This is a genomic window from Modestobacter sp. SYSU DS0875, assembly GCF_054050915.1.
Window position 1 is genome coordinate 23,323 of record NZ_JBJHAH010000036.1, and the last position, 16,327, is coordinate 39,649.

19 protein-coding genes are annotated in these 16,327 nt (G+C 75.0%); 12 read left to right on the forward strand and 7 right to left on the reverse strand.

The genetic code is table 11. The features are described from left to right. Positions 1-110 precede the first annotated feature (110 nt). Complete coding sequence (locus ACI79Y_RS17355; RefSeq protein ID WP_457159692.1) at positions 111-377, reverse strand: hypothetical protein; 267 nt, start codon at positions 375-377, stop codon at positions 111-113. 201 nt (positions 378-578) lie between these two features. Here ACI79Y_RS17355 and ACI79Y_RS17360 point away from each other — a divergent pair, with 201 nt between their 5' ends. Beyond that, a complete protein-coding gene (locus ACI79Y_RS17360) occupies positions 579-965 on the forward strand; it encodes a hypothetical protein (protein ID WP_457159693.1) in 387 nt (128 codons plus the stop codon). Between the two features lie 15 nt (positions 966-980). Here the strand turns inward: ACI79Y_RS17360 and ACI79Y_RS17365 are convergent, their stop codons facing one another. Continuing rightward, positions 981-1,760 (reverse strand): hypothetical protein, encoded by a 780-nt coding sequence (locus ACI79Y_RS17365; RefSeq protein ID WP_457159694.1) that lies wholly within the window; start codon positions 1,758-1,760, stop codon positions 981-983. A gap of 59 nt (positions 1,761-1,819) precedes the next feature. Here ACI79Y_RS17365 and ACI79Y_RS17370 point away from each other — a divergent pair, with 59 nt between their 5' ends. The 5 genes from ACI79Y_RS17370 (at position 1,820) to ACI79Y_RS17390 (ending at position 5,427) form a co-directional block, all read left to right on the forward strand. After that, on the forward strand, positions 1,820-3,556 hold the full coding sequence (locus ACI79Y_RS17370) for a carbon starvation CstA family protein (RefSeq protein WP_457159695.1): 1,737 nt from the start codon (positions 1,820-1,822) through the stop codon (positions 3,554-3,556). Beyond that, positions 3,553-3,957 carry a hypothetical protein gene (locus ACI79Y_RS17375; protein WP_457159696.1) on the forward strand — a complete coding sequence of 135 codons (405 nt, stop codon included), beginning with the start codon at positions 3,553-3,555 and terminating at the stop codon, positions 3,955-3,957. The genes ACI79Y_RS17370 and ACI79Y_RS17375 overlap by 4 nt, the downstream gene beginning before the upstream one ends. Positions 3,958-3,994: 37 nt before the next feature. Then, positions 3,995-4,306: a hypothetical protein gene (locus ACI79Y_RS17380; RefSeq protein ID WP_457159697.1), complete on the forward strand. Its 312-nt coding sequence runs from the start codon at positions 3,995-3,997 to the stop codon at positions 4,304-4,306. Positions 4,307-4,348: 42 nt separating this feature from the next. Next, positions 4,349-4,849: a DUF2505 domain-containing protein gene (locus ACI79Y_RS17385; RefSeq protein WP_457159698.1), complete on the forward strand. Its 501-nt coding sequence runs from the start codon at positions 4,349-4,351 to the stop codon at positions 4,847-4,849. A 92-nt stretch (positions 4,850-4,941) separates the two neighbouring features. Continuing rightward, positions 4,942-5,427, forward strand: a complete 486-nt coding sequence (locus ACI79Y_RS17390; RefSeq protein WP_457159699.1) for a GAF domain-containing protein — start codon at positions 4,942-4,944, stop codon at positions 5,425-5,427. Here the strand turns inward: ACI79Y_RS17390 and ACI79Y_RS17395 are convergent. From ACI79Y_RS17395 to ACI79Y_RS17405, 3 genes are all read right to left on the reverse strand, one after another. Next, positions 5,417-6,445 carry an ion channel gene (locus ACI79Y_RS17395; RefSeq protein ID WP_457159700.1) on the reverse strand — a complete coding sequence of 343 codons (1,029 nt, stop codon included), beginning with the start codon at positions 6,443-6,445 and terminating at the stop codon, positions 5,417-5,419. The genes ACI79Y_RS17390 and ACI79Y_RS17395 overlap by 11 nt on opposite strands. Positions 6,446-6,497: 52 nt before the next feature. Further along, a complete protein-coding gene (locus ACI79Y_RS17400; RefSeq protein WP_457159701.1) occupies positions 6,498-8,264 on the reverse strand; it encodes a lytic murein transglycosylase in 1,767 nt (588 codons plus the stop codon). Between the two features lie 219 nt (positions 8,265-8,483). Further along, a complete protein-coding gene (locus ACI79Y_RS17405; protein WP_457159702.1) occupies positions 8,484-11,084 on the reverse strand; it encodes an AMP-binding protein in 2,601 nt (866 codons plus the stop codon). Positions 11,085-11,192: 108 nt separating this feature from the next. Here ACI79Y_RS17405 and ACI79Y_RS17410 point away from each other — a divergent pair, with 108 nt between their 5' ends. After that, the gene (locus ACI79Y_RS17410) at positions 11,193-11,702 is read left to right on the forward strand and encodes a mycothiol transferase (RefSeq protein WP_457159703.1); all 510 of its coding nucleotides are present in this window, start codon (positions 11,193-11,195) and stop codon (positions 11,700-11,702) included. 26 nt (positions 11,703-11,728) lie between these two features. Beyond that, entirely contained in the window at positions 11,729-12,958 is a 1,230-nt protein-coding gene (locus tag ACI79Y_RS17415) for an acyl-CoA dehydrogenase family protein (RefSeq protein ID WP_457159704.1), read from the forward strand. A 1-nt stretch (position 12,959) separates the two neighbouring features. Here ACI79Y_RS17415 and ACI79Y_RS17420 read toward each other — a convergent pair whose 3' ends face one another. Then, positions 12,960-13,214 carry a hypothetical protein gene (locus tag ACI79Y_RS17420; protein ID WP_457139843.1) on the reverse strand — a complete coding sequence of 85 codons (255 nt, stop codon included), beginning with the start codon at positions 13,212-13,214 and terminating at the stop codon, positions 12,960-12,962. 98 nt (positions 13,215-13,312) lie between these two features. On the opposite strand from ACI79Y_RS17420, the gene ACI79Y_RS17425 reads away from it, so the two are divergent. Then, on the forward strand, positions 13,313-13,615 hold the full coding sequence (locus tag ACI79Y_RS17425; protein WP_457085052.1) for a hypothetical protein: 303 nt from the start codon (positions 13,313-13,315) through the stop codon (positions 13,613-13,615). A gap of 12 nt (positions 13,616-13,627) precedes the next feature. Here ACI79Y_RS17425 and ACI79Y_RS17430 read toward each other — a convergent pair whose 3' ends face one another. Further along, positions 13,628-13,903, reverse strand: a complete 276-nt coding sequence (locus ACI79Y_RS17430; RefSeq protein ID WP_457159705.1) for a hypothetical protein — start codon at positions 13,901-13,903, stop codon at positions 13,628-13,630. Positions 13,904-14,068: 165 nt separating this feature from the next. Between ACI79Y_RS17430 and ACI79Y_RS17435 the strand changes: the two genes are divergently transcribed. The 3 genes from ACI79Y_RS17435 (at position 14,069) to ACI79Y_RS17445 (ending at position 16,227) form a co-directional block, all read left to right on the forward strand. Beyond that, complete coding sequence (locus ACI79Y_RS17435; protein WP_457159706.1) at positions 14,069-15,094, forward strand: SDR family oxidoreductase; 1,026 nt, start codon at positions 14,069-14,071, stop codon at positions 15,092-15,094. 193 nt (positions 15,095-15,287) lie between these two features. Next, a complete protein-coding gene (locus ACI79Y_RS17440; RefSeq protein ID WP_457159707.1) occupies positions 15,288-15,731 on the forward strand; it encodes a PPC domain-containing DNA-binding protein in 444 nt (147 codons plus the stop codon). A gap of 76 nt (positions 15,732-15,807) precedes the next feature. Beyond that, the gene (locus ACI79Y_RS17445) at positions 15,808-16,227 is read left to right on the forward strand and encodes a PRC-barrel domain-containing protein (RefSeq protein WP_457159708.1); all 420 of its coding nucleotides are present in this window, start codon (positions 15,808-15,810) and stop codon (positions 16,225-16,227) included. The last annotated feature ends 100 nt before the right edge of the window (positions 16,228-16,327 follow it).

Sequence of the window (16,327 nt, forward strand, 5' to 3'; positions counted from 1 at the left end):
GCGGGGTGCTGGCCGATCCCGAGCTGCGCACGATGATCGGCGAGGTGCCGATGCGTGAGGTCGCCGCCCTCCCGGAGCTGCCTGCATCCCCGACCGCTCCGACGACGGGATCACCAGAAACTCCGTTTCGGCGCCCGGGGCTCGCCCTCGCGGATCAAGGCCGCCACCCTCTTGACGGTGTCCCGGTGCACCGAGATGCCTGCCTTCTTGGCGGCCCCCTGCACAGCCCGCTCCACCACCGCCGCCGGCTTGTCCTTGTGCGTCCTCGCAAGTCTGCTCAGCGACGCCTTCAAGGTCTTCTCCCGCGCCAGCAACTCCTGCTGCACCGGCCTGAGCAGCAGTGACTCGAATTCGGCTGACGGCTTCCGAGCGGCCATGCCGCACCCTAGGACGGGACCGGATTCCCTGCGCGGTTCGGACGCCGTCCTCCCGCAAGGGAGCTCCTGTGCACGGCCGGGCGCGGCCAAGCCACGCCGGCTCGGCTGGCGGTCGGCCGGCCCGTCCCGGAGCCTGAGTGCAGCACCACCCCAGTCACGTCCGGGGGCTCCGCCCCACCACCGGCACGTTGGAGCGCGCAGATGCCCGACGACGACCTCGGCCCGGCCACCCCTCCACCACCACCGCGGTTCGGTCTCGTCGGGGCGGTCATCGCACTGGTGCGCCTGCCGTTCGACCTGCTGGTCCTGTTCGGTTACCTGGTGCGCCAGGCGCCGCTGCTGATCCAGGACGTGCGCAGCACGGTCAACGGCGTCGCCCGGCTCGTCCAGCACGGCGAGCGGGAAGGTGCCCTCCGCGAGCTCCTCGACGAGCTCGCCCGCGCGGCGCGCGCGGACAACGCCGGCGCGCTCGCCCACCTGCTGCGCTCGGCCGGCGACCTGTCCGAGGCACGGGCCGAGCTGACCCGGCTGCGCATCGAGGCGGCGCGGGCCGGCGACGCGGGCGCCCTGCGCGACGACGCGGCCTGACCACCCCCGCGCCGGTCAGGCGTGCCCGGCGTCGCGGAGGGCGGCGAGGCAGGCCCGGTGCAGCGCTCGCTGCCGGCGTACCCGGGCCAGCAGCCCGGGCGTCGGCTCCAGCTCGCGGGTCGCCGCGGACGTGACGTCGGCCAGCCGCCCGTCGGCCAGCCGCCCGGTGGTCACGTGCACGGTCCACCGCTCGGCGTCGGGCACCGAGACCTCCTGACCGACGAGCGTCGCCGGGCCGGTCGCCGCCGGGGCACCGTCGAGCACCAGCGGATCGGCGCCCCACTCCCCCACCCGCACGGTGCCGGCGTGCAGGCCGCCGTCGTCGACCGCGAGGACGGCGTCGGCCGGCCCGTCGCGGCGCCTCGCCGGGACGACCCGGACGTCCTCGAACACGAGGACCAATCGCGGCAGGTACCACCAGTGCTCCCGGCGGAGCATCGCCGAGTCGGCCAGCGCCCGGGACGGCGGGTGCTTGCGCAGCTCCTGCGGCAGCAGCTCGTCGGTGAACAGGCGGCCGTCGCCGTCCTCGACCAGGGTGCACCGGCCGCTCAGCGCGAGCGGCTCCCAGCCGGGCCCGGTGAGCCGCGGATCGGAGAGGACGAGCGCCGCGGCGTCCGCGGCGGCGACGCTGCGGGCGGCGGCTGCCTGCGCCCACGGCAGGGCCACAGCGGGCCGCTCGCCGAGCAGCAACGGGACGACACCGAGGGCCCCGGGTGGCTCGCCGGGGCGCCGCCAGACCAGCTCGGCCAGCCCCGCCGCCCGCACCGCTCGTGTCAGAGTTGTGTCCGCTGTCACATCCGCTGTCTACTCTCCGTGCCTGCGGCCGCTCGGGCCGCCCTGCGCTGGAGGTCGCCGTGCCCGCAGTCGTCGTGGCCGTCGTGGTCGGGGTGCTGTTCTTCCTCGGGTACCGGTACTACTCCAGCTACCTGGCCCGGAAGGTCTACGTGCTCGACCCGGCGTTCGTCACGCCGGCGCACGAGTTCAACGACGGCAACGACTTCGTGCCGACGAACAAGCACGTCCTGTTCGGTCACCACTTCACCTCCGTCGCCGGGGCGGCACCGATCGTCGGCCCGGCGATCGCGGTGTTCTGGGGATGGGGGCCGGCGCTGACCTGGATCGTGCTGGGCACGATCTTCGCCGCCGGCGTGCACGACTTCGGCTCGCTGGTCGTGTCGGTGCGGCACAAGGCCCGCAGCATCGGCACCCTCGCCGGGGAGGTCGTCAACGGCCGCGCCCGGGGCCTGTTCCTGGCGATCATCTTCTTCCTGCTGACCCTGGTGAACGCCGTCTTCGCCGTGGTCATCGGCAACCTGTTCGTGAACAACCCGGGGGCGGTCATCCCGATCGTGGTGGAGATCCCGGTCGCGATGGCCATCGGCCAGTACATCTACCGGACCCGCTCCTCGGCGCTCATCCCCTCGATCGTCGGAGTGCTGGTCCTGTACGCGCTGATCCTGGTGGGCAACGCCTTCCCGGTCTCCCTCGACGGCCTGGCCGAGGCCCTCGGCTTCGAGCAGACCCGCAACCTCTGGGTGATCCTGCTGTTCGTCTACACCTGGGTCGCCTCCCGCATCCCGGTGTGGGTGCTGCTCCAGCCGCGCGACTACATCAACAGCCACCAGCTGTTCATCGCCCTGGGCGTCATCTCCCTCGGCGTGATCGTCGGCCTGAACACCATCCAGGCGCCGGTGGTCAACGACGTCCCGGAGGGCTCGCCGAGCTTCTTCCCGTTCCTGTTCATCACCATCGCCTGCGGCGCCATCTCCGGCTTCCACTCGCTGGTCGCCTCCGGGACGACGTCCAAGCAGCTGGACCGGGAGACCGACGCCCGGTACGTGGGCTACATGGGCGCCGTCGGCGAGGGCTCGCTGGCCACCGGCGCGGTGCTCGCCGCCACCGCAGGCGTGGCCGCCTCCCAGGCCGAGTGGGAGGCGCTCTACCCCGACTTCGCCACCGCCAGCGGCGGCGCCACCGGCAACTTCGTCAACGGGGTCGCGGTCTTCGCCAACAACCTGGCCGTCCCGCTGGACATCGCGACCATCTTCGCCGCGGTCGTGGTGATCAGCTTCGCGGCCACCACGATGGACACCGGCGTGCGGCTGCAGCGCTACGTCGTCCAGGAGATCGGTGAGCTCACCGGCATCCGGGTGCTGGCCCGCAACCTCAGCCTCGCCACCACCATCGCGGTGCTCATCCCGCTGGGGATGGCGCTGCTCCCCGGCGGTGGCGAGGCCGGCTACACCTTCGGCGTGCTGTGGCAGCTGTTCGGCACCACCAACCAGCTCACCGCCGGCCTGGCGCTGGCCGTGATCGCCGTGTGGGTCACCCGCCGCGGCCGCAGCCCCGTGGCGGTGCTGATCCCGCTCGTGTTCCTGCTGCTGATGACCTCGTGGGCGCTGCTGGTGAACCTGCGGAACTTCGTCCGCGACGACCAGTGGGTGCTGGCCCCGCTGGACGCGGTCATCTTCCTGCTGGCGCTGTGGCTGATCGCCGAGGCCGCGCTGGCGCTGCGCGCCGCGTTCCGCGACCGGCGGACGACGGCGGGTGCCGAGGACCGGCCGGCGGCCTCCCGGGAGGAGTCGCGGTGAGCCCCCGGGTGGTGCTCGTCCGCGGCGCGCGCGGCCCGGCCGGGGGCGGGTGCTGCAGCGGGGACGTGCGCCCCTTCGACACCGGCGGGCACGCCCACCCGGGCCGCAGGGACACGAGCTCCGACGACCCGGTCGGTGCGGTGTACCGCGCCCTGCGTGGTGGGCTGCCCGACGAGGTGGCCGTGGAGGTCGTCTCCCCGTCCAACTGGTTGTGGCTGGTGCCCGCCCTGCTGGGCGACGGGCGGCGCCGGGGCCTGCGGGGCGCCGCGCTGCGGCGCTCGGTGCGCGCCGGGCTGGCCGTGGAGTCGCTGATCGCCGACGGAGCGGTGCTGGCGTCGGGCCGGCTGCCCCCGCCCGCCACCGCCCTCGCCGCTGCGCGCGCGGAACTCGGACTCCCCTGACCGCCACCCGGCGGTGGACGTCTCTCGCGCCCGACCGGTGGCGATCGACGCGCTGGTGAGCATCCACCAGCTCCCGCTGCAGCGGCTCACCTGGCGCCGGCTGTTCGAGCTGGGCCTCACCGCGGAGGACGCGGCTCAGTGGACCGGGGGGACGCTCTCCCAGGAGGCGATCCGGGGGGTGGCCGCACGGAGCATGCCCGTCTACGTCAGCGACCGGGTGGCTCGGGCGCCGGCCCGGCCGCTCGGCGTCCCCGAGTACCGCGTGCGCCGTGCGGCAGGGCTCCCGGTGACCGAACCCGCCGGAGTGCGCACCCGGCCCCACCTCCGGATCGTCGGCCGGGACGACTGAGCCGCGGAGCGCGGTCCCAGCCCGCCGGCGGCAGGATGAGGTGTGCCCTTCGACCTGAGCGAGCGCTACCCGGCCGCCCCGGACACGGTGCTGGCCGTGCTGACCGACGAGTCGTTCCTCCGCGAGCGTGCGGCCGCGCTCGGCGCCCAGGTGCAGGACCTGACCGTGTCCGCCGACGGCGACCGCCCCCGCACCGAGGTACGGCTCTCGGCGCCGACCACCGGCATCCCCCCGGTGTTCGCCCGCTTCGTCGGCGACCGCGTGTCCGTCCTCGAACGCACCGCCTGGACGCCGGACGGCGCCGGTGGTCACCGCAGCGACCTGGACGTGCAGGCCGAGGTGTTCGGCCGCATGGTGCGGGTCACCGGTGAGCGGCACCTGCTCCCGGACGCTGCCGGCAGCCGCTCGACGGTGACCGGCGAGGCCTCGGTCGACGCCCCGCTGATCGGGCGGCAGGCGGAGGCCGCCGTCCGGGAGCTGGTCGGTGTCGTGCTGCGGCGCGAGGACGAGGTGCTGCGCCGGCGGCTCGGCTCCGGCTCGTGATGGCCCGCGCCCGGGTGTCGCCATGCAACGATTCCGGATCGGAGACGGCCGGAGGGATTGACGGGAGACCGCGCGCGGGACCAAGGTGCCGCATGCGCCCCCTGGTGGTCGACGACCTCGCGCCGTTCGACGACTGGCCCGCGGCCGTCCGGGCCTCCCTCACCCACCTGCACCGGACCGTCGGGCTCGACGTCTGGATGCTGACCGAGGTGACCGGGACCGAGCAGGTCGTGCTGCACGCCCATCCCCGCGAGGCCGTCCCCGCCGGAACGTCCTTCCCGTGGGAGCAGACCTTCTGCCGGGCGATGGTGAGCGGCACCGGGCCCCGGGTCGCGACCGTCACCGCCGCCGTCCCGGTCTACTCCCAGCTGCTGGCCGGCCACCCCGCCCGGATCGCCGCCTACGTCGGGGTGCCGCTGGTGACCCGCTCCGGCGAGCTGTTCGGCACGCTGTGCGGGTTCTCCGCGCGGGCCCAACCGCGCACCACGGCGCGCTTCCTGCCCACGGTCGAGCACACCGCCCGGCTGCTCAGCACGCTGCTGCCCGCCGACTCGCCCGGCGCGCCGGTCAGCGGCTGAGCAGCTCCTGCGGCTCGATCCGCCGGCGCCCGATGTAGTAGAGCGTCATCCCCTCCGGCACCGGGGTGTCCCACGGCGGGCTGACCGCCAGCTCGCCACCGTCGCGCACCGCCAGCACCGTCGCGCCGAACTCCCGGCCCAGGTGCGTCTGGCAGTCGCCGAAGGCGGCGAACCGGTGGCCGGCGGGCAGCCGTACCGAGTAGGTGTTGCCGTGCCCGCCATGGCTCATCACGTCGGTGTAGACGTCGGTGATGCCCGGGTCCAGCGCCTCCTCGGTGAGCAGGTAGGGCATGTGCCACTGCACGCAGGCGATCCGCGGGTCGACGTAGCGCAGGGCGTCCCGGCGGCCGAGGTCACGCAGCGCGGCCACCATGTGCGCGTCGGAGTTGGCGTGGTCGGCGGCGAGCGCGATCGCCAGCGTCTCGTTGTCGTCGCGCCCGTCGACGATGACCGTCCGCGCGCGGGCGACGCATGCCCGGGTCATCACGTCGATGCCGGTCAGGTCGCCGCGGACGAAGGAGACCGCGGTCTGCTCGGGCACCGGGTGCTCGGCGACCTCCTCCCACGCGCACAGCACGATCTCCCCGCACCCCTCGGTCACCAACTCGGTGAGGATCCGCTCGGTGCGTCCCGGGGTGTACCCCAGCACGACGACGTGGTCGGTCAGGTCCAGTGCCACGACACCTCTCAGGCGCTTGCCGCGGACCGTCGACAGGTAGTCGGACAGCCGCGTGAACAGCAGGGTCAGCGTGACGATCCCGCCGACGATGACGTAGGCCCCGACGACGTGCCCGCCGTCCGAGACCGGGAACAGGTCGCCGTAGCCCACCGTCGCCGCGGTGACCACGAAGTACCACCAGTAGTTGCCCGGCGCGGCGATCTCGCTGTCTGCCGGCTCGACCAGCGCCATGGCCAGCCAGCTGGTGAGGAAGACGACCACGATGACCAGCAGCGGCAGCCGCCAGCCGTGCAGCCGGCTGCCCACCACACGGGTCAGCCGGGAGAGGAAGAAGTACACGGGCCTCCTGCCGGGTCGGACGCTCGGGGCAACCTAGCGCCCCGAGCCCCGGTCAGTCCTCCGGCGGCACCTCGCACGGCCGCGTCGGCAGGCCCGGCGGTTCGGCGAGCACCGCCAGCAGGTCCCCCAGGTCGGCGCCGACGACCACGGTGAGCTGAGGGACGTCGGCCTCGTGCACACGTCCGGCCAGCCCCAGTGCCTCGGCGAGCACCCGGGCTTCGTCCTCCCGGCCGGCCGGGAACTCCAGGGCCGACTCCGTCCGGCCGTCGGTGGGCGCCACGGACCCGACGACGACACCGTCCTCCCGCAGTTCCGCGGCGAACGCCTCCGCGGTCACCGGCTCGCCGGAACCGTCACGGACGTCGACGGTCCACGACTCGGGGTCGCACGCCCCTGCCGCCGGCGAGGAGGTGGGCTCGGGAGTGGGCTCCGGGCCGGGCGTCGGCGCAGGAGCAGGCGGCGTCGGCTCGGGAGTGGGCTCCGGGCCGGGCGTGGGCGTCGGCGCAGGCGGCGTCGACTCCGGGCCGGGCGTCGGCTCCGGGCCGGGCGTCGGCTCCGGGCCGGGCGTCGGCTCCGGGCCGGGCGTCGGCTCCGGGCCGGGCGTCGGCTCGGGAGTGGGCTCCGGGCCGGGCGTGGGCGTCGGCGCAGGCGGCGTCGGCGCAGGCACAGGCGGCGTCGACTCCGGGCCGGGCGTCGGCTCGGGAGTGGGCTCCGGGCCGGGCGTGGGCGTCGGCGCAGGCGGCGTCGGCTCGGGAGTGGGCGTCGGCGCAGGAGTGGGCTCCGGGCCGGGCTCGGGCGTGGGCGTCGGCGCAGGCGGCGTCGGCTCCGGGGCGGGCGTCGGCTCGGCGGTCGGCGTCGGGTCCGGCGCGGGGCTCGGCACCGGCTCCGGGATCGGGCTCGGCGCCGGAGCGGCGGCCGGAGCAGGCTCGGCGGCCAGCACCCCCGGCGGTTCCGGGGCGGGGTCCGGCGACTCCGGGTCCGGGGCCGGCGGCGGGGCGGCCGACGCAGGGGCGGGCGGGGGCGTCGCCGTCCCCGCGTAGCCGGCGGCCAGTTCCAGCACCGAGGCGACGTAGGCGGTGGAGTGGTTGTAGGCGAACACCGCGCGGGCCTGACCGGCCAGGGTCGACAGGTCACCCCCGGCGGCGCACAGGTAGCGGGCGGCCGCGGCGGCGGCATCGTCGAGGTCGAAGGGGTCGCTGCGGCCGTCACCGTCGCCATCCGCGGCGTAGCGCGCCCAGGTCGAGGGGATGAACTGCATCGGCCCGACGGCGCGGTCGTAGGTGGTGTCACCGTCCAGCCGGCCCTGGTCGGTGTCCCGGATCTCCGCCGTCGCGCCGGCTCCGGTCAGCGCGATGCCGACGATCCGCGGGGCCGAGGTGCCGTCGGGCTGCAGCACCGCGCCCGCGAACCGGCCGTGGTTCGACTCGACCCGGCCGATCGCCGCGACGAGTTCCCAGCCGATGCCGCACGCCGCGGGTGCCTGCTCCGCCGCCCGGGCGTACGCCCGCAGCGCGACCGCCGGGATCCCGCCAGCGGCCGGCGGCGGGTTCCGCACCGGCTCGACCACGGCCGGCTCCGACGGCGCGGGGGCCACGGACGGGGCGACGGGCGCATCGGCGGCGGGCGGGTCGGTGGCGGGCGGGTCGGTCGTTCCCCCGGTCGCGGCGGTGACCACTGGACGGCGCGGTGCGGGCGGGGCAGCCGTGGCGGCGCGGTCCGGCTCGACGACCGTGGCCGCAGCACCTGCCGGCGCGACCTCGGCCACCGATGCACTGGCCAACGCGGCCACGGTCAGCCCCGCGGTCACTGCTGCACCCATGCGCCGCCCGACGATCCTGGACGACGCACCTCCGGCCGCCGTCCGCCGCCGCCACCCGCTCATCCGTCCCCCAACGGTCTGAGGCAGCCCGGGATCGTGTCGCGGCCCCGGGACCCGGGACGCTCACCGGCACCACCGGTGCCGCGCCGACGTCCCGGGCAACAGTGAAGGGATCCCGGCGCACCGGCGCAAGTCATCACGGCGCGCCGCGACGACCGGTCAGCTGCTCCCCGGTGCGGTGGACCGGGACCGGGCGTCGGCCCCGCCCCGGCCACCGCCGGCGGCCGCCACCGCGTCGAGCTCGGCCGCCAGCAGGGTCGCGACGGGCCCGATGTCGGGCTCGTACAGCATCCCGGTGTGGTTGCCCGGCACCTCGTGGATCGACCACTCCCCGGTCAGGTGCCCGGACCACCGGGCGCGGAGGGCGGCGTGCGGGTCGTCGCGGGCCACCACCACGAGGGTGCGACCGTCCCAGGGAACGCCCCGGTAGCGACGCTGCACGAACATCCCCTGCCGGTGGAAGCGCAGGTAGTGCCCCTTGCCCGCGTCGGGGACCACCCCGGTGAGCGCCAGGGCGCCGATCTGCTTGACCCGCCGGAGCGGCCCCCCGTCGATCGCCGGCGGGGACGCGCCGGGCGCCGGCGGGAACGAATCGAGGACGGCCACGAGGGCGACCTCCTCCCCCGCGGCGCGGAGCTGGTGTGCCATCTCCAGGGCGACGATCCCGCCGAGGGAGTGCCCGGCCAGCCGGTAGGGACCGTGGGGCTGCACGCTGCGGACGGCGGTGAGGTTCCGCCTGGCCATCGCCGCCACCGACCAGTCCGGGAAGCCGCGGTTCTCCATGCCGTGCGCCTGCAGCGCCCACACCGGCTGGTCCGGGCCGAGCCGGCGGGCCAGTGACCGGAAGCCCACGGCCACGCCACCCGCTCCCGCGACGCAGAACAGCGGCGGACGGCTGCCCTCACCGCGGAGCCGGACCATGAACGGGTGCGCCGGGGCCCGGCGGCGCCGCAACGCCTCGGCGAACGAGGCGACCGTCGGCGACTCCTGGAGCAGCGTGGTGGACAGCACCCGCGCCGGGACGTCCATCTCGGTGCCCATGGCGGCCAGCAGCGCCTCGGCCGCCAGCGAGTCACCGCCCAGCTCGAAGAAGTCGTCGTCGAGCCCCACCTCGTCGAGCCCCAGGACGCGGGCGAACTCCGCGGCGACCACGCGCTCCCAGTCGGTGCCCGGCGGGGTCCCGCCGGCCCGGGCCGGCGGTGCCGGCAGCGCGGACCGGTCCAGCTTGCCCCGCTCGGTCCGGGGCAGCGCACCGAGGAGGACGACGTCCTGCGGCACCATGAAGCCGGGGAGCACCTCGCGGATCGCGCGCCGGACCGTCGCGGCGTCCAGCCGCTGCACCGCCGGCACGACGTAGGCGACCAGCCGGGTCTGCCCCTCCCCCGCCTCGGCGCCGACGACGACGGCCTCGCGGACCTCGGGCATCGCGAACAGCACGGCGTCGACCTCCCCCGGCTCGACGAGGTGACCGCGGATCTTGACGCTGTGGTCGGTACGACCCAGCAGCCGTACGCAGCCCTGCTCGTCGATCCGGGCCACGTCGTTGGTGCGGAACGTCCGGGTCCCGTCGGCCGAGCCGGAGAAGACGGCCGCGGTGACCTCCGCGGAACCCCAGTAGCCCTCGGTCAGCCACCGGGAGGTGACCAGCAGGCGTCCGGTGCCCTGGTCGCGCTGCTCGCCGTGCTCGTCCTCCACGGAGACCGTCATGCCGTCGACCGGCCAGCCCACGGGGACGGCGCCGTCCGGCACCGGGTCGCCGGGGCGCAGCCGGAACTCGGCGAGCAGCCCCGTCTCGGTCGACCCGTAGCGGTTGCGGATCTCGCAGCCCGGGCCGACGACCGACCGGATCGCGGCCAGCTGGGCGGCGTGGACGGTCTCGCCGCCGACCGTCACCGTCGACAGCGTGTCCAGGCGGTCGCCCGGCGGGAGCGTCGCGACCACCCCGCGCATGATCGCCGGACTGGCCACCAGCACCGAGGCGCCCACCTCGCGCAGCCAGCCCGGCAGCTCGGCGACCGGGCGGGTGCGGGGGTCGAACAGCTGCTGGGTGCTGCCGGCCAGCAGACCGCCGAGGGCGCCCTTCAACCCCGCGTCGAAGGCCAGCGGCAGCAGGTTGGCGACCACGTCGCCGGCCCCGTAGCACCCGCTGGCCGACGAGTTCGTCCACGCGTCGTGCAGCGCGGCCCGGGAGCCGGCGAACACGCCCTTCGGCAGACCGGTCGAGCCCGAGGTGTACACCAGCGTGACCGGCGCCCCCGCCCCGGGCCGCGTCGAGCGGAGCGCGGTCGCCACCTCCTGGAGGTCCTGGTCAGCGGCTGCCGCAGGGGGCTGCAGGACCACCGGGCACAGGGTGGCAGCCGCCTCCGCGTGCACCGCGTCGCTGACGCAGACCCGGGCACCGGCCAGCTCGACGTAGTGCCGCAGCCGGGCAGCCGGGGTGGTGGGATCCAGCACGACCACCGGCGTGCCGGCGGCGATCACCCCGACCACCGCGATCACGGCGTCGACGCCCGGCTGCCGGAGCACGCACACCGGCCGCCCGCCGTCCTCGGCCGCCGTCACCGCGGACCGGACGGTCTCCGCCTCGCGCAGGACGTCGGCGAACAGCGCCGTCCGTGCGCGGTCGGCCAGCGCGGGCACACCCGGTTGCGCGAGAGCGACGTCGACCAGCCGGTCGATCAGCCACTCGTCCGCGCGCCCGTCCAGGGGCGGGAGCTCGACCGAGTTGGGCGCCAACGAGTGTTGCTCCGCAGGGCTCATGCTCGGAAGCTAGTACCGAACCGTCCGGAGCGGCATGCCGATCAGCCGGGCGGCTGCCACCGGCCGGCACGGGGTTGCCCCCGCCTGCCGGGCGGGTAGGCGCTCGTCATGCTGAGCCGTGACCTGCTGCTGACCGCGTTCGACAACGTCGAGGGTGCCGTCCGGGGTGTGCTCGACGGCATCGACCCGGCCCTGCTGAACGAGCGGATCGACCCCGAGGCCAACACCATCGCCTGGCTGGTCTGGCACCTCGTCCGGGTGCAGGACGACCACGTCGCCGAGGTGGCCGGCCGCGAGCAGGCCTGGACCGACGCCGGCTGGGCCGACCGGTTCGACCTCCCCTTCGACGCCGGGGCCATCGGCTACGGCTTCAGCAGCGACGACGTCGCCGCCACCCGGGTCACCGACCCGGACCTGCTGGCCGGCTACTCCGCCGAGGTGCACCGCCGGACGGCGGAGTTCGTCCGCGGCCTCACCGACCCCGACCTCGACCGAGTCGTCGACGAGCGCTGGGACCCGCCGGTGACCCTCGGCGTCCGGCTGGTCAGCGTGATCACCGACGACCTGCAGCACGCCGGGCAGGCCGCCTACCTGCGCGGCACCCTCGAACGCCGCTGACCCGGAGCGCGCGTAACGTCCGCCGGGTGAGCAGCGCTGCCACCACCCCGTCCGGCACCGACTTCTACGTCCTCGGGGACCTGCTGCAACCAGCGGAGATCGAGGTCCGCGACCGGGTCCGGGACTTCTGCGCCCGTGAGGTCACCCCGGTGATCAACGACTACTGGGAGCGGGCGGAGTTCCCCTTCGCACTGCTGCCGGGCATCGCCGGGCTGGGCATCGCCGGTGGCACCGTCCAGGGCCACGGATCGCCCGGGATGAGCGCGGTCGCGGCCGGCCTGGTGGCCCGGGAGTGGGCCCGCGCCGACGGCAGCCTGGGCACGTTCTACGGGGTGCACAGCTTCCTGGCCATGCAGTCGATCGCCATGCTCGGCAGCGACGAGCAGCAGGAGCGCTGGCTGCCGGCGATGGCCCGGCTGGAGACGATCGGCGCGTTCGGGCTCACCGAGCCGCAGCACGGCTCGGACGCCGTCGCGCTGGAGACGCAGGCACGGAGGGACGGCGACGAGTACGTGCTCACGGGCGCGAAGAAGTGGATCGGCAACGGCACCATCGCCGACCTGGTGCTGATCTGGGCGCGCGACGAGAACGGCGACGTCGGCGGCTTCGTCGTCCCGAAGGGCTCGACCGGCTGGACCGCGACCCGGATGACCGGGAAGACCGCCCTCCGGGCGGTGTGGCAGGCCGAGATCACCCTCGACGGGGTGCGGGTACCGGCGGAGAACCGGCTGGCCCGTTGCTCCTCGTTCAAGGACGTCGCGAAGGTGCTCGACCGCACCCGGTACACGGTGGCCTGGCGGGCGCTGGGCGTGGCCGAGGCCGCCTACGAGCTGGCGTTGGCGCACACGCTGCGGCGGGAGCAGTTCGGCCAGCCGATCGCCGGCTACCAGCTCGTGCAGGAGAAGCTGGCCCGGATGCTGGCGGAGATCACCAGCATGCAGCTGCTGTGCTGGCGGCTGTCGGTGCTGGCCGACGAGGGCCGGATGACCGCGGCGATGGCGTCGCTGGCGAAGATGAACAACGCGAAGAAGGCCCGGGCGATCGTGGCCGACGCGCGGGACCTGCTCGGCGGCGACGGCATCCTGCTGGAGCACCACGTGGCCCGGCACCACGCGGACATCGAGGCGATCTACACCTTCGAGGGCACCGACCACGTGCAGGCGCTGATCGTGGGCCGGGAGGTCACCGGCATCTCCGCGATCACCGGCCGCCGGTCCGCGCCGCGGACGGCTCCCGAGCCGCCCCAGTCCATCTGACTCAACTCACCCGCTGCAGCTCCGGCGCCGTCCGCCGCCGGCACTCGGCGCAGCCGGACCGTCCAGCGCCGACCCGCTCCCACCGCTGCGACCCCCAGACCTGCACGATCGCCCCGCACACGGCGAGCTCCACCTCCCCGTCGAGCTCGTCGGCGGGGCGGTGGGCCTCCACCGCGTGCCAGGACATGGGCTGGTCGGCCGGCTGGGCCCAGGACCGGCGGTCTGGTCGGGCGAAACCGACGGCGTAGCTGTTCACGCACTTCTGTGTGCCCCAGGCCACAACTGGTCAATCATCACTGCCATCCGACCGCCGGACGGCGCTACCGTCGGAGAGGTGAGCCGAGGAGGTGGCCAGTGGAGCCGGTGAGCCTGCTGGTGGGCGGCGCGTTGCTGGCGGCCGGTTACGTCGCCGGGCGGCTGGGCCGCCGGAGGAACGCGACGCCGGCGCTGCCGCAGGCGACGTGCAGCTGCGGTCACCCGTTGAGCCAGCACGACCCGGAGCGGGGCACCTGCCACTCCGAGGTCGCCCGCGACGCCTACACCAAGCGGGGCAAGTGGGCCGGGCACACGTGGGTGGCGTGCAGCTGCCGGCAGTACGTCGGTCCGCGGCCGATCGACGAGGTCTTCGCCCCGCGCCTGCTGCCGCCGACCTCCTGACCCGTCGCCAGATCAGCCTCCGGGTTCGGGGTCGCGAGCGTGCCGGCGGCGGACGTACTCGCGCGCCAGGAGGCCGCCGCCGGCGAGGAGCACGAAGTTGACGGCGGCGAGGACCCAGCCGCTCAGCAGCAGTCCCACGACTGCGCCCGCGCAACCCCAGGCGAGCTGGATGACCACGTCCTGCCCGAAGGGGCGCCGCGCCAGGTAGGCCCTGGCCGCGTCACGTTCCCGCTGACGGTCACGCTGCGCCGCCCGCTCCCAGCGGTTGGGCTGCTGATCCCACGTCATCGTGCGGCCACCTCTGCCGTCGTGATCACGAGGCCGATCTTCGTGCCGTGCACCGGTCTCGGCACCCCGGCGCGAGACGTCCGGGTTTGCGGTCGCACCCGGGCGCGCACCCCCGACGGAGCGCCCGGCACCGGGTGCGGGACCGTCGAACCGGTGGAGGACCCGATGACGTCACAGCAGGAGCCCACCACCGGACGGGTGGTGGTGGTGACCGGGGCCAGCGGCGGGATCGGACGCGCGGCCGCCGTCGCCTTCGGCCGCCGCGGTGACCGGGTGGCCCTGCTGGCCCGCGGGGAGACCGGGTTGGCGGCCGCCGCCGACGAGGTCCGCGCGGCCGGGGGCACGCCGCTGGTGGTCCCGGTCGACGTCGCCGACGCCGCCGCCGTCGATGCCGCCGCCGACCGGGTGGAGGCCGAGCTCGGCCCGATCGACGTGTGGTGCAACGTCGCGTTCAGCACGGTGTTCGCACCCTTCGACCAGATCACCGCCGAGGAGTGGGCGCGGGTGACCGAGGTGACCTACCTCGGGTTCGTGCACGGCACGATGTCGGCGCTGCGCCGGATGCGCCCCCGCGACCGCGGGGTGATCGTGCAGACCGGGTCGGCGCTGGCCCACCGGGGCATCCCGCTGCAGAGCGTGTACTGCGGCGCGAAGCACGCCATCAAGGGCTTCACCGAGTCGCTGCTGACCGAGCTCAAGCACGACGGCAGCAACGTACGGGTGACGATGGTCAACCTGCCCGGCGTCAACACCCCGCAGTTCGACTGGGTGCTCAACCGCCTCCCGGAGCGGCCACAGCCGGTGCCGCCGATCTACGCCGTGGCGCCGATGGCGGAGGCCCTGGTGCACGCCAGCGAGCACCCGCAGCGCCGCGCGTGGTGGATCGGGACGCCGACGGTCTACACGATCCTCGGCAACAAGGTGTGGCCGCAGTTCCTCGACTGGTACCTGGCCCGCACCGGCTACGACGGTCAGCAGCGGGGCGAGCAGGCGTCGGCCGACGACCCGGTGAACCTGTGGGAGCCCGCCGACGGCGCCGGCGGGCGGGACTTCGGTGCCCAGGGGAGCTTCCCGCACCAGGCCCGCAGCTGGGATCCCCAGATCTGGGCGAGCCGGCACCACGGTGCGCTCGCCGCCGTCGGTGCCGGGCTGCTGACCACGGCGCTGGCGGCCTGGCACCGCGGCCGGTGACGGCCCCGCCGGGTGCGGGTCCGTGTTGAGCCGGCGCCGCGGCGGGTAGGTGCTCCAGGACGTCGCCTCCCACGGAGCGGGGCCGACGTCACGACCGGCGCCGGAAGCGGCCCGAGCGCAGCCGCTCCCGGCCGAGCCACCGTGCCCGGCCGCATGCGCAGCCCCGCGTCCGGCCGGGCGGAGGAGGAACGACGTGAAGACGTCCACTCTCACCGACGGGCCGCCCCGCCAGCACGCCGTCGTCTTCAGCACCGGCGAGGAGGTCGTCGCCGGCCTCACCGACTGGGCCACCGAGCACCGGCTCCCGGCCACGTCGTTCACCGGCATCGGCGCCTTCTCGGAGGCCACGCTGGGCTTCTACGACCTGGACGACCAGGAGTACGCCGAGATCCCCGTCGCCGACCAGGTCGAGGTCCTCGCGCTGACCGGGGACATCACGCTCGACGGCTCGGGCGGGTGGCAGGTGCACGCGCACGCCGTCTGCGGCCGACGGGACGGCTCGACGATCGGCGGTCACCTGCTGCGCGCCGTGACCCGCCCGACCCTCGAGCTGGTCCTGACGGTGACCCCGACCCACCTGCAGCGTCGGCACGACCCGGCATCGGGGCTGGCCCTCATCGACCCGGGCAGCGGCTGAGCGACCGACCGCACACCGCAGCTCACCGTCGACCACCGAGGACGGCGGAGAACACGACGAGCAGCTGAGGAGAGAGATGACCGCCACGAACACCCCAGGCCTCCTGGTGCCACTCAGCGAGACGGACCGGACCATCGCCGATCCGGCCGCTGACGTCCGTGGACGCTCGGCCGTCGACAGCAGCGGCGAGGACATCGGCACGGTCGAGGACCTGCTCATCGACGACGAGGAGAACCGCGTCCGGTTCCTGCAGATCGGCTCGGGCGGGTTCCTGGGCATCGGGAAGGACAGGTTCCTGGTTCCCGTGGACGCCGTGACGTCGGTCCAGCCCGACCAGGTCCGGATCGACCGGGACCGCGCCCGGATGACCGACGTCCCCGCGTACGACCCCGAGGTGACCCACGACCCGGCCTACTACGAGGACGTCTACGGATGGTGGGGAAACGGCGCGTACTGGGGCCCCGGGTACCTCTACCCGCGCTTTCCGCAGTTCTGAGCACGGCGCTCCGGCCGGGGAGACCCGGCCGGAGCATGGAACCGCCCCCTGGCCCCGGCCGCGGGCCGGGGGCCGGGGCGGGCGCGGGGGGGCCTCCCGG

What these genes read in the sequence shown, in the direction of transcription:
- ACI79Y_RS17435 (WP_457159706.1), top strand. Translation starts at nt 14,069, where the DNA reads ATGACGTCACAGCAGGAGCCCACCACCGGACGGGTGGTGGTGGTGACC.
- ACI79Y_RS17355 (WP_457159692.1), bottom strand. Translation starts at nt 377, where the DNA reads ATGGCCGCTCGGAAGCCGTCAGCCGAATTCGAGTCACTGCTGCTCAGG.
- ACI79Y_RS17410 (WP_457159703.1), top strand. Translation starts at nt 11,193, where the DNA reads ATGCTGAGCCGTGACCTGCTGCTGACCGCGTTCGACAACGTCGAGGGT.
- ACI79Y_RS17400 (WP_457159701.1), bottom strand. Translation starts at nt 8,264, where the DNA reads ATGGGTGCAGCAGTGACCGCGGGGCTGACCGTGGCCGCGTTGGCCAGT.
- ACI79Y_RS17430 (WP_457159705.1), bottom strand. Translation starts at nt 13,903, where the DNA reads ATGACGTGGGATCAGCAGCCCAACCGCTGGGAGCGGGCGGCGCAGCGT.
- ACI79Y_RS17390 (WP_457159699.1), top strand. Translation starts at nt 4,942, where the DNA reads ATGCGCCCCCTGGTGGTCGACGACCTCGCGCCGTTCGACGACTGGCCC.
- ACI79Y_RS17360 (WP_457159693.1), top strand. Translation starts at nt 579, where the DNA reads ATGCCCGACGACGACCTCGGCCCGGCCACCCCTCCACCACCACCGCGG.
- ACI79Y_RS17445 (WP_457159708.1), top strand. Translation starts at nt 15,808, where the DNA reads ATGACCGCCACGAACACCCCAGGCCTCCTGGTGCCACTCAGCGAGACG.
- ACI79Y_RS17405 (WP_457159702.1), bottom strand. Translation starts at nt 11,084, where the DNA reads ATGAGCCCTGCGGAGCAACACTCGTTGGCGCCCAACTCGGTCGAGCTC.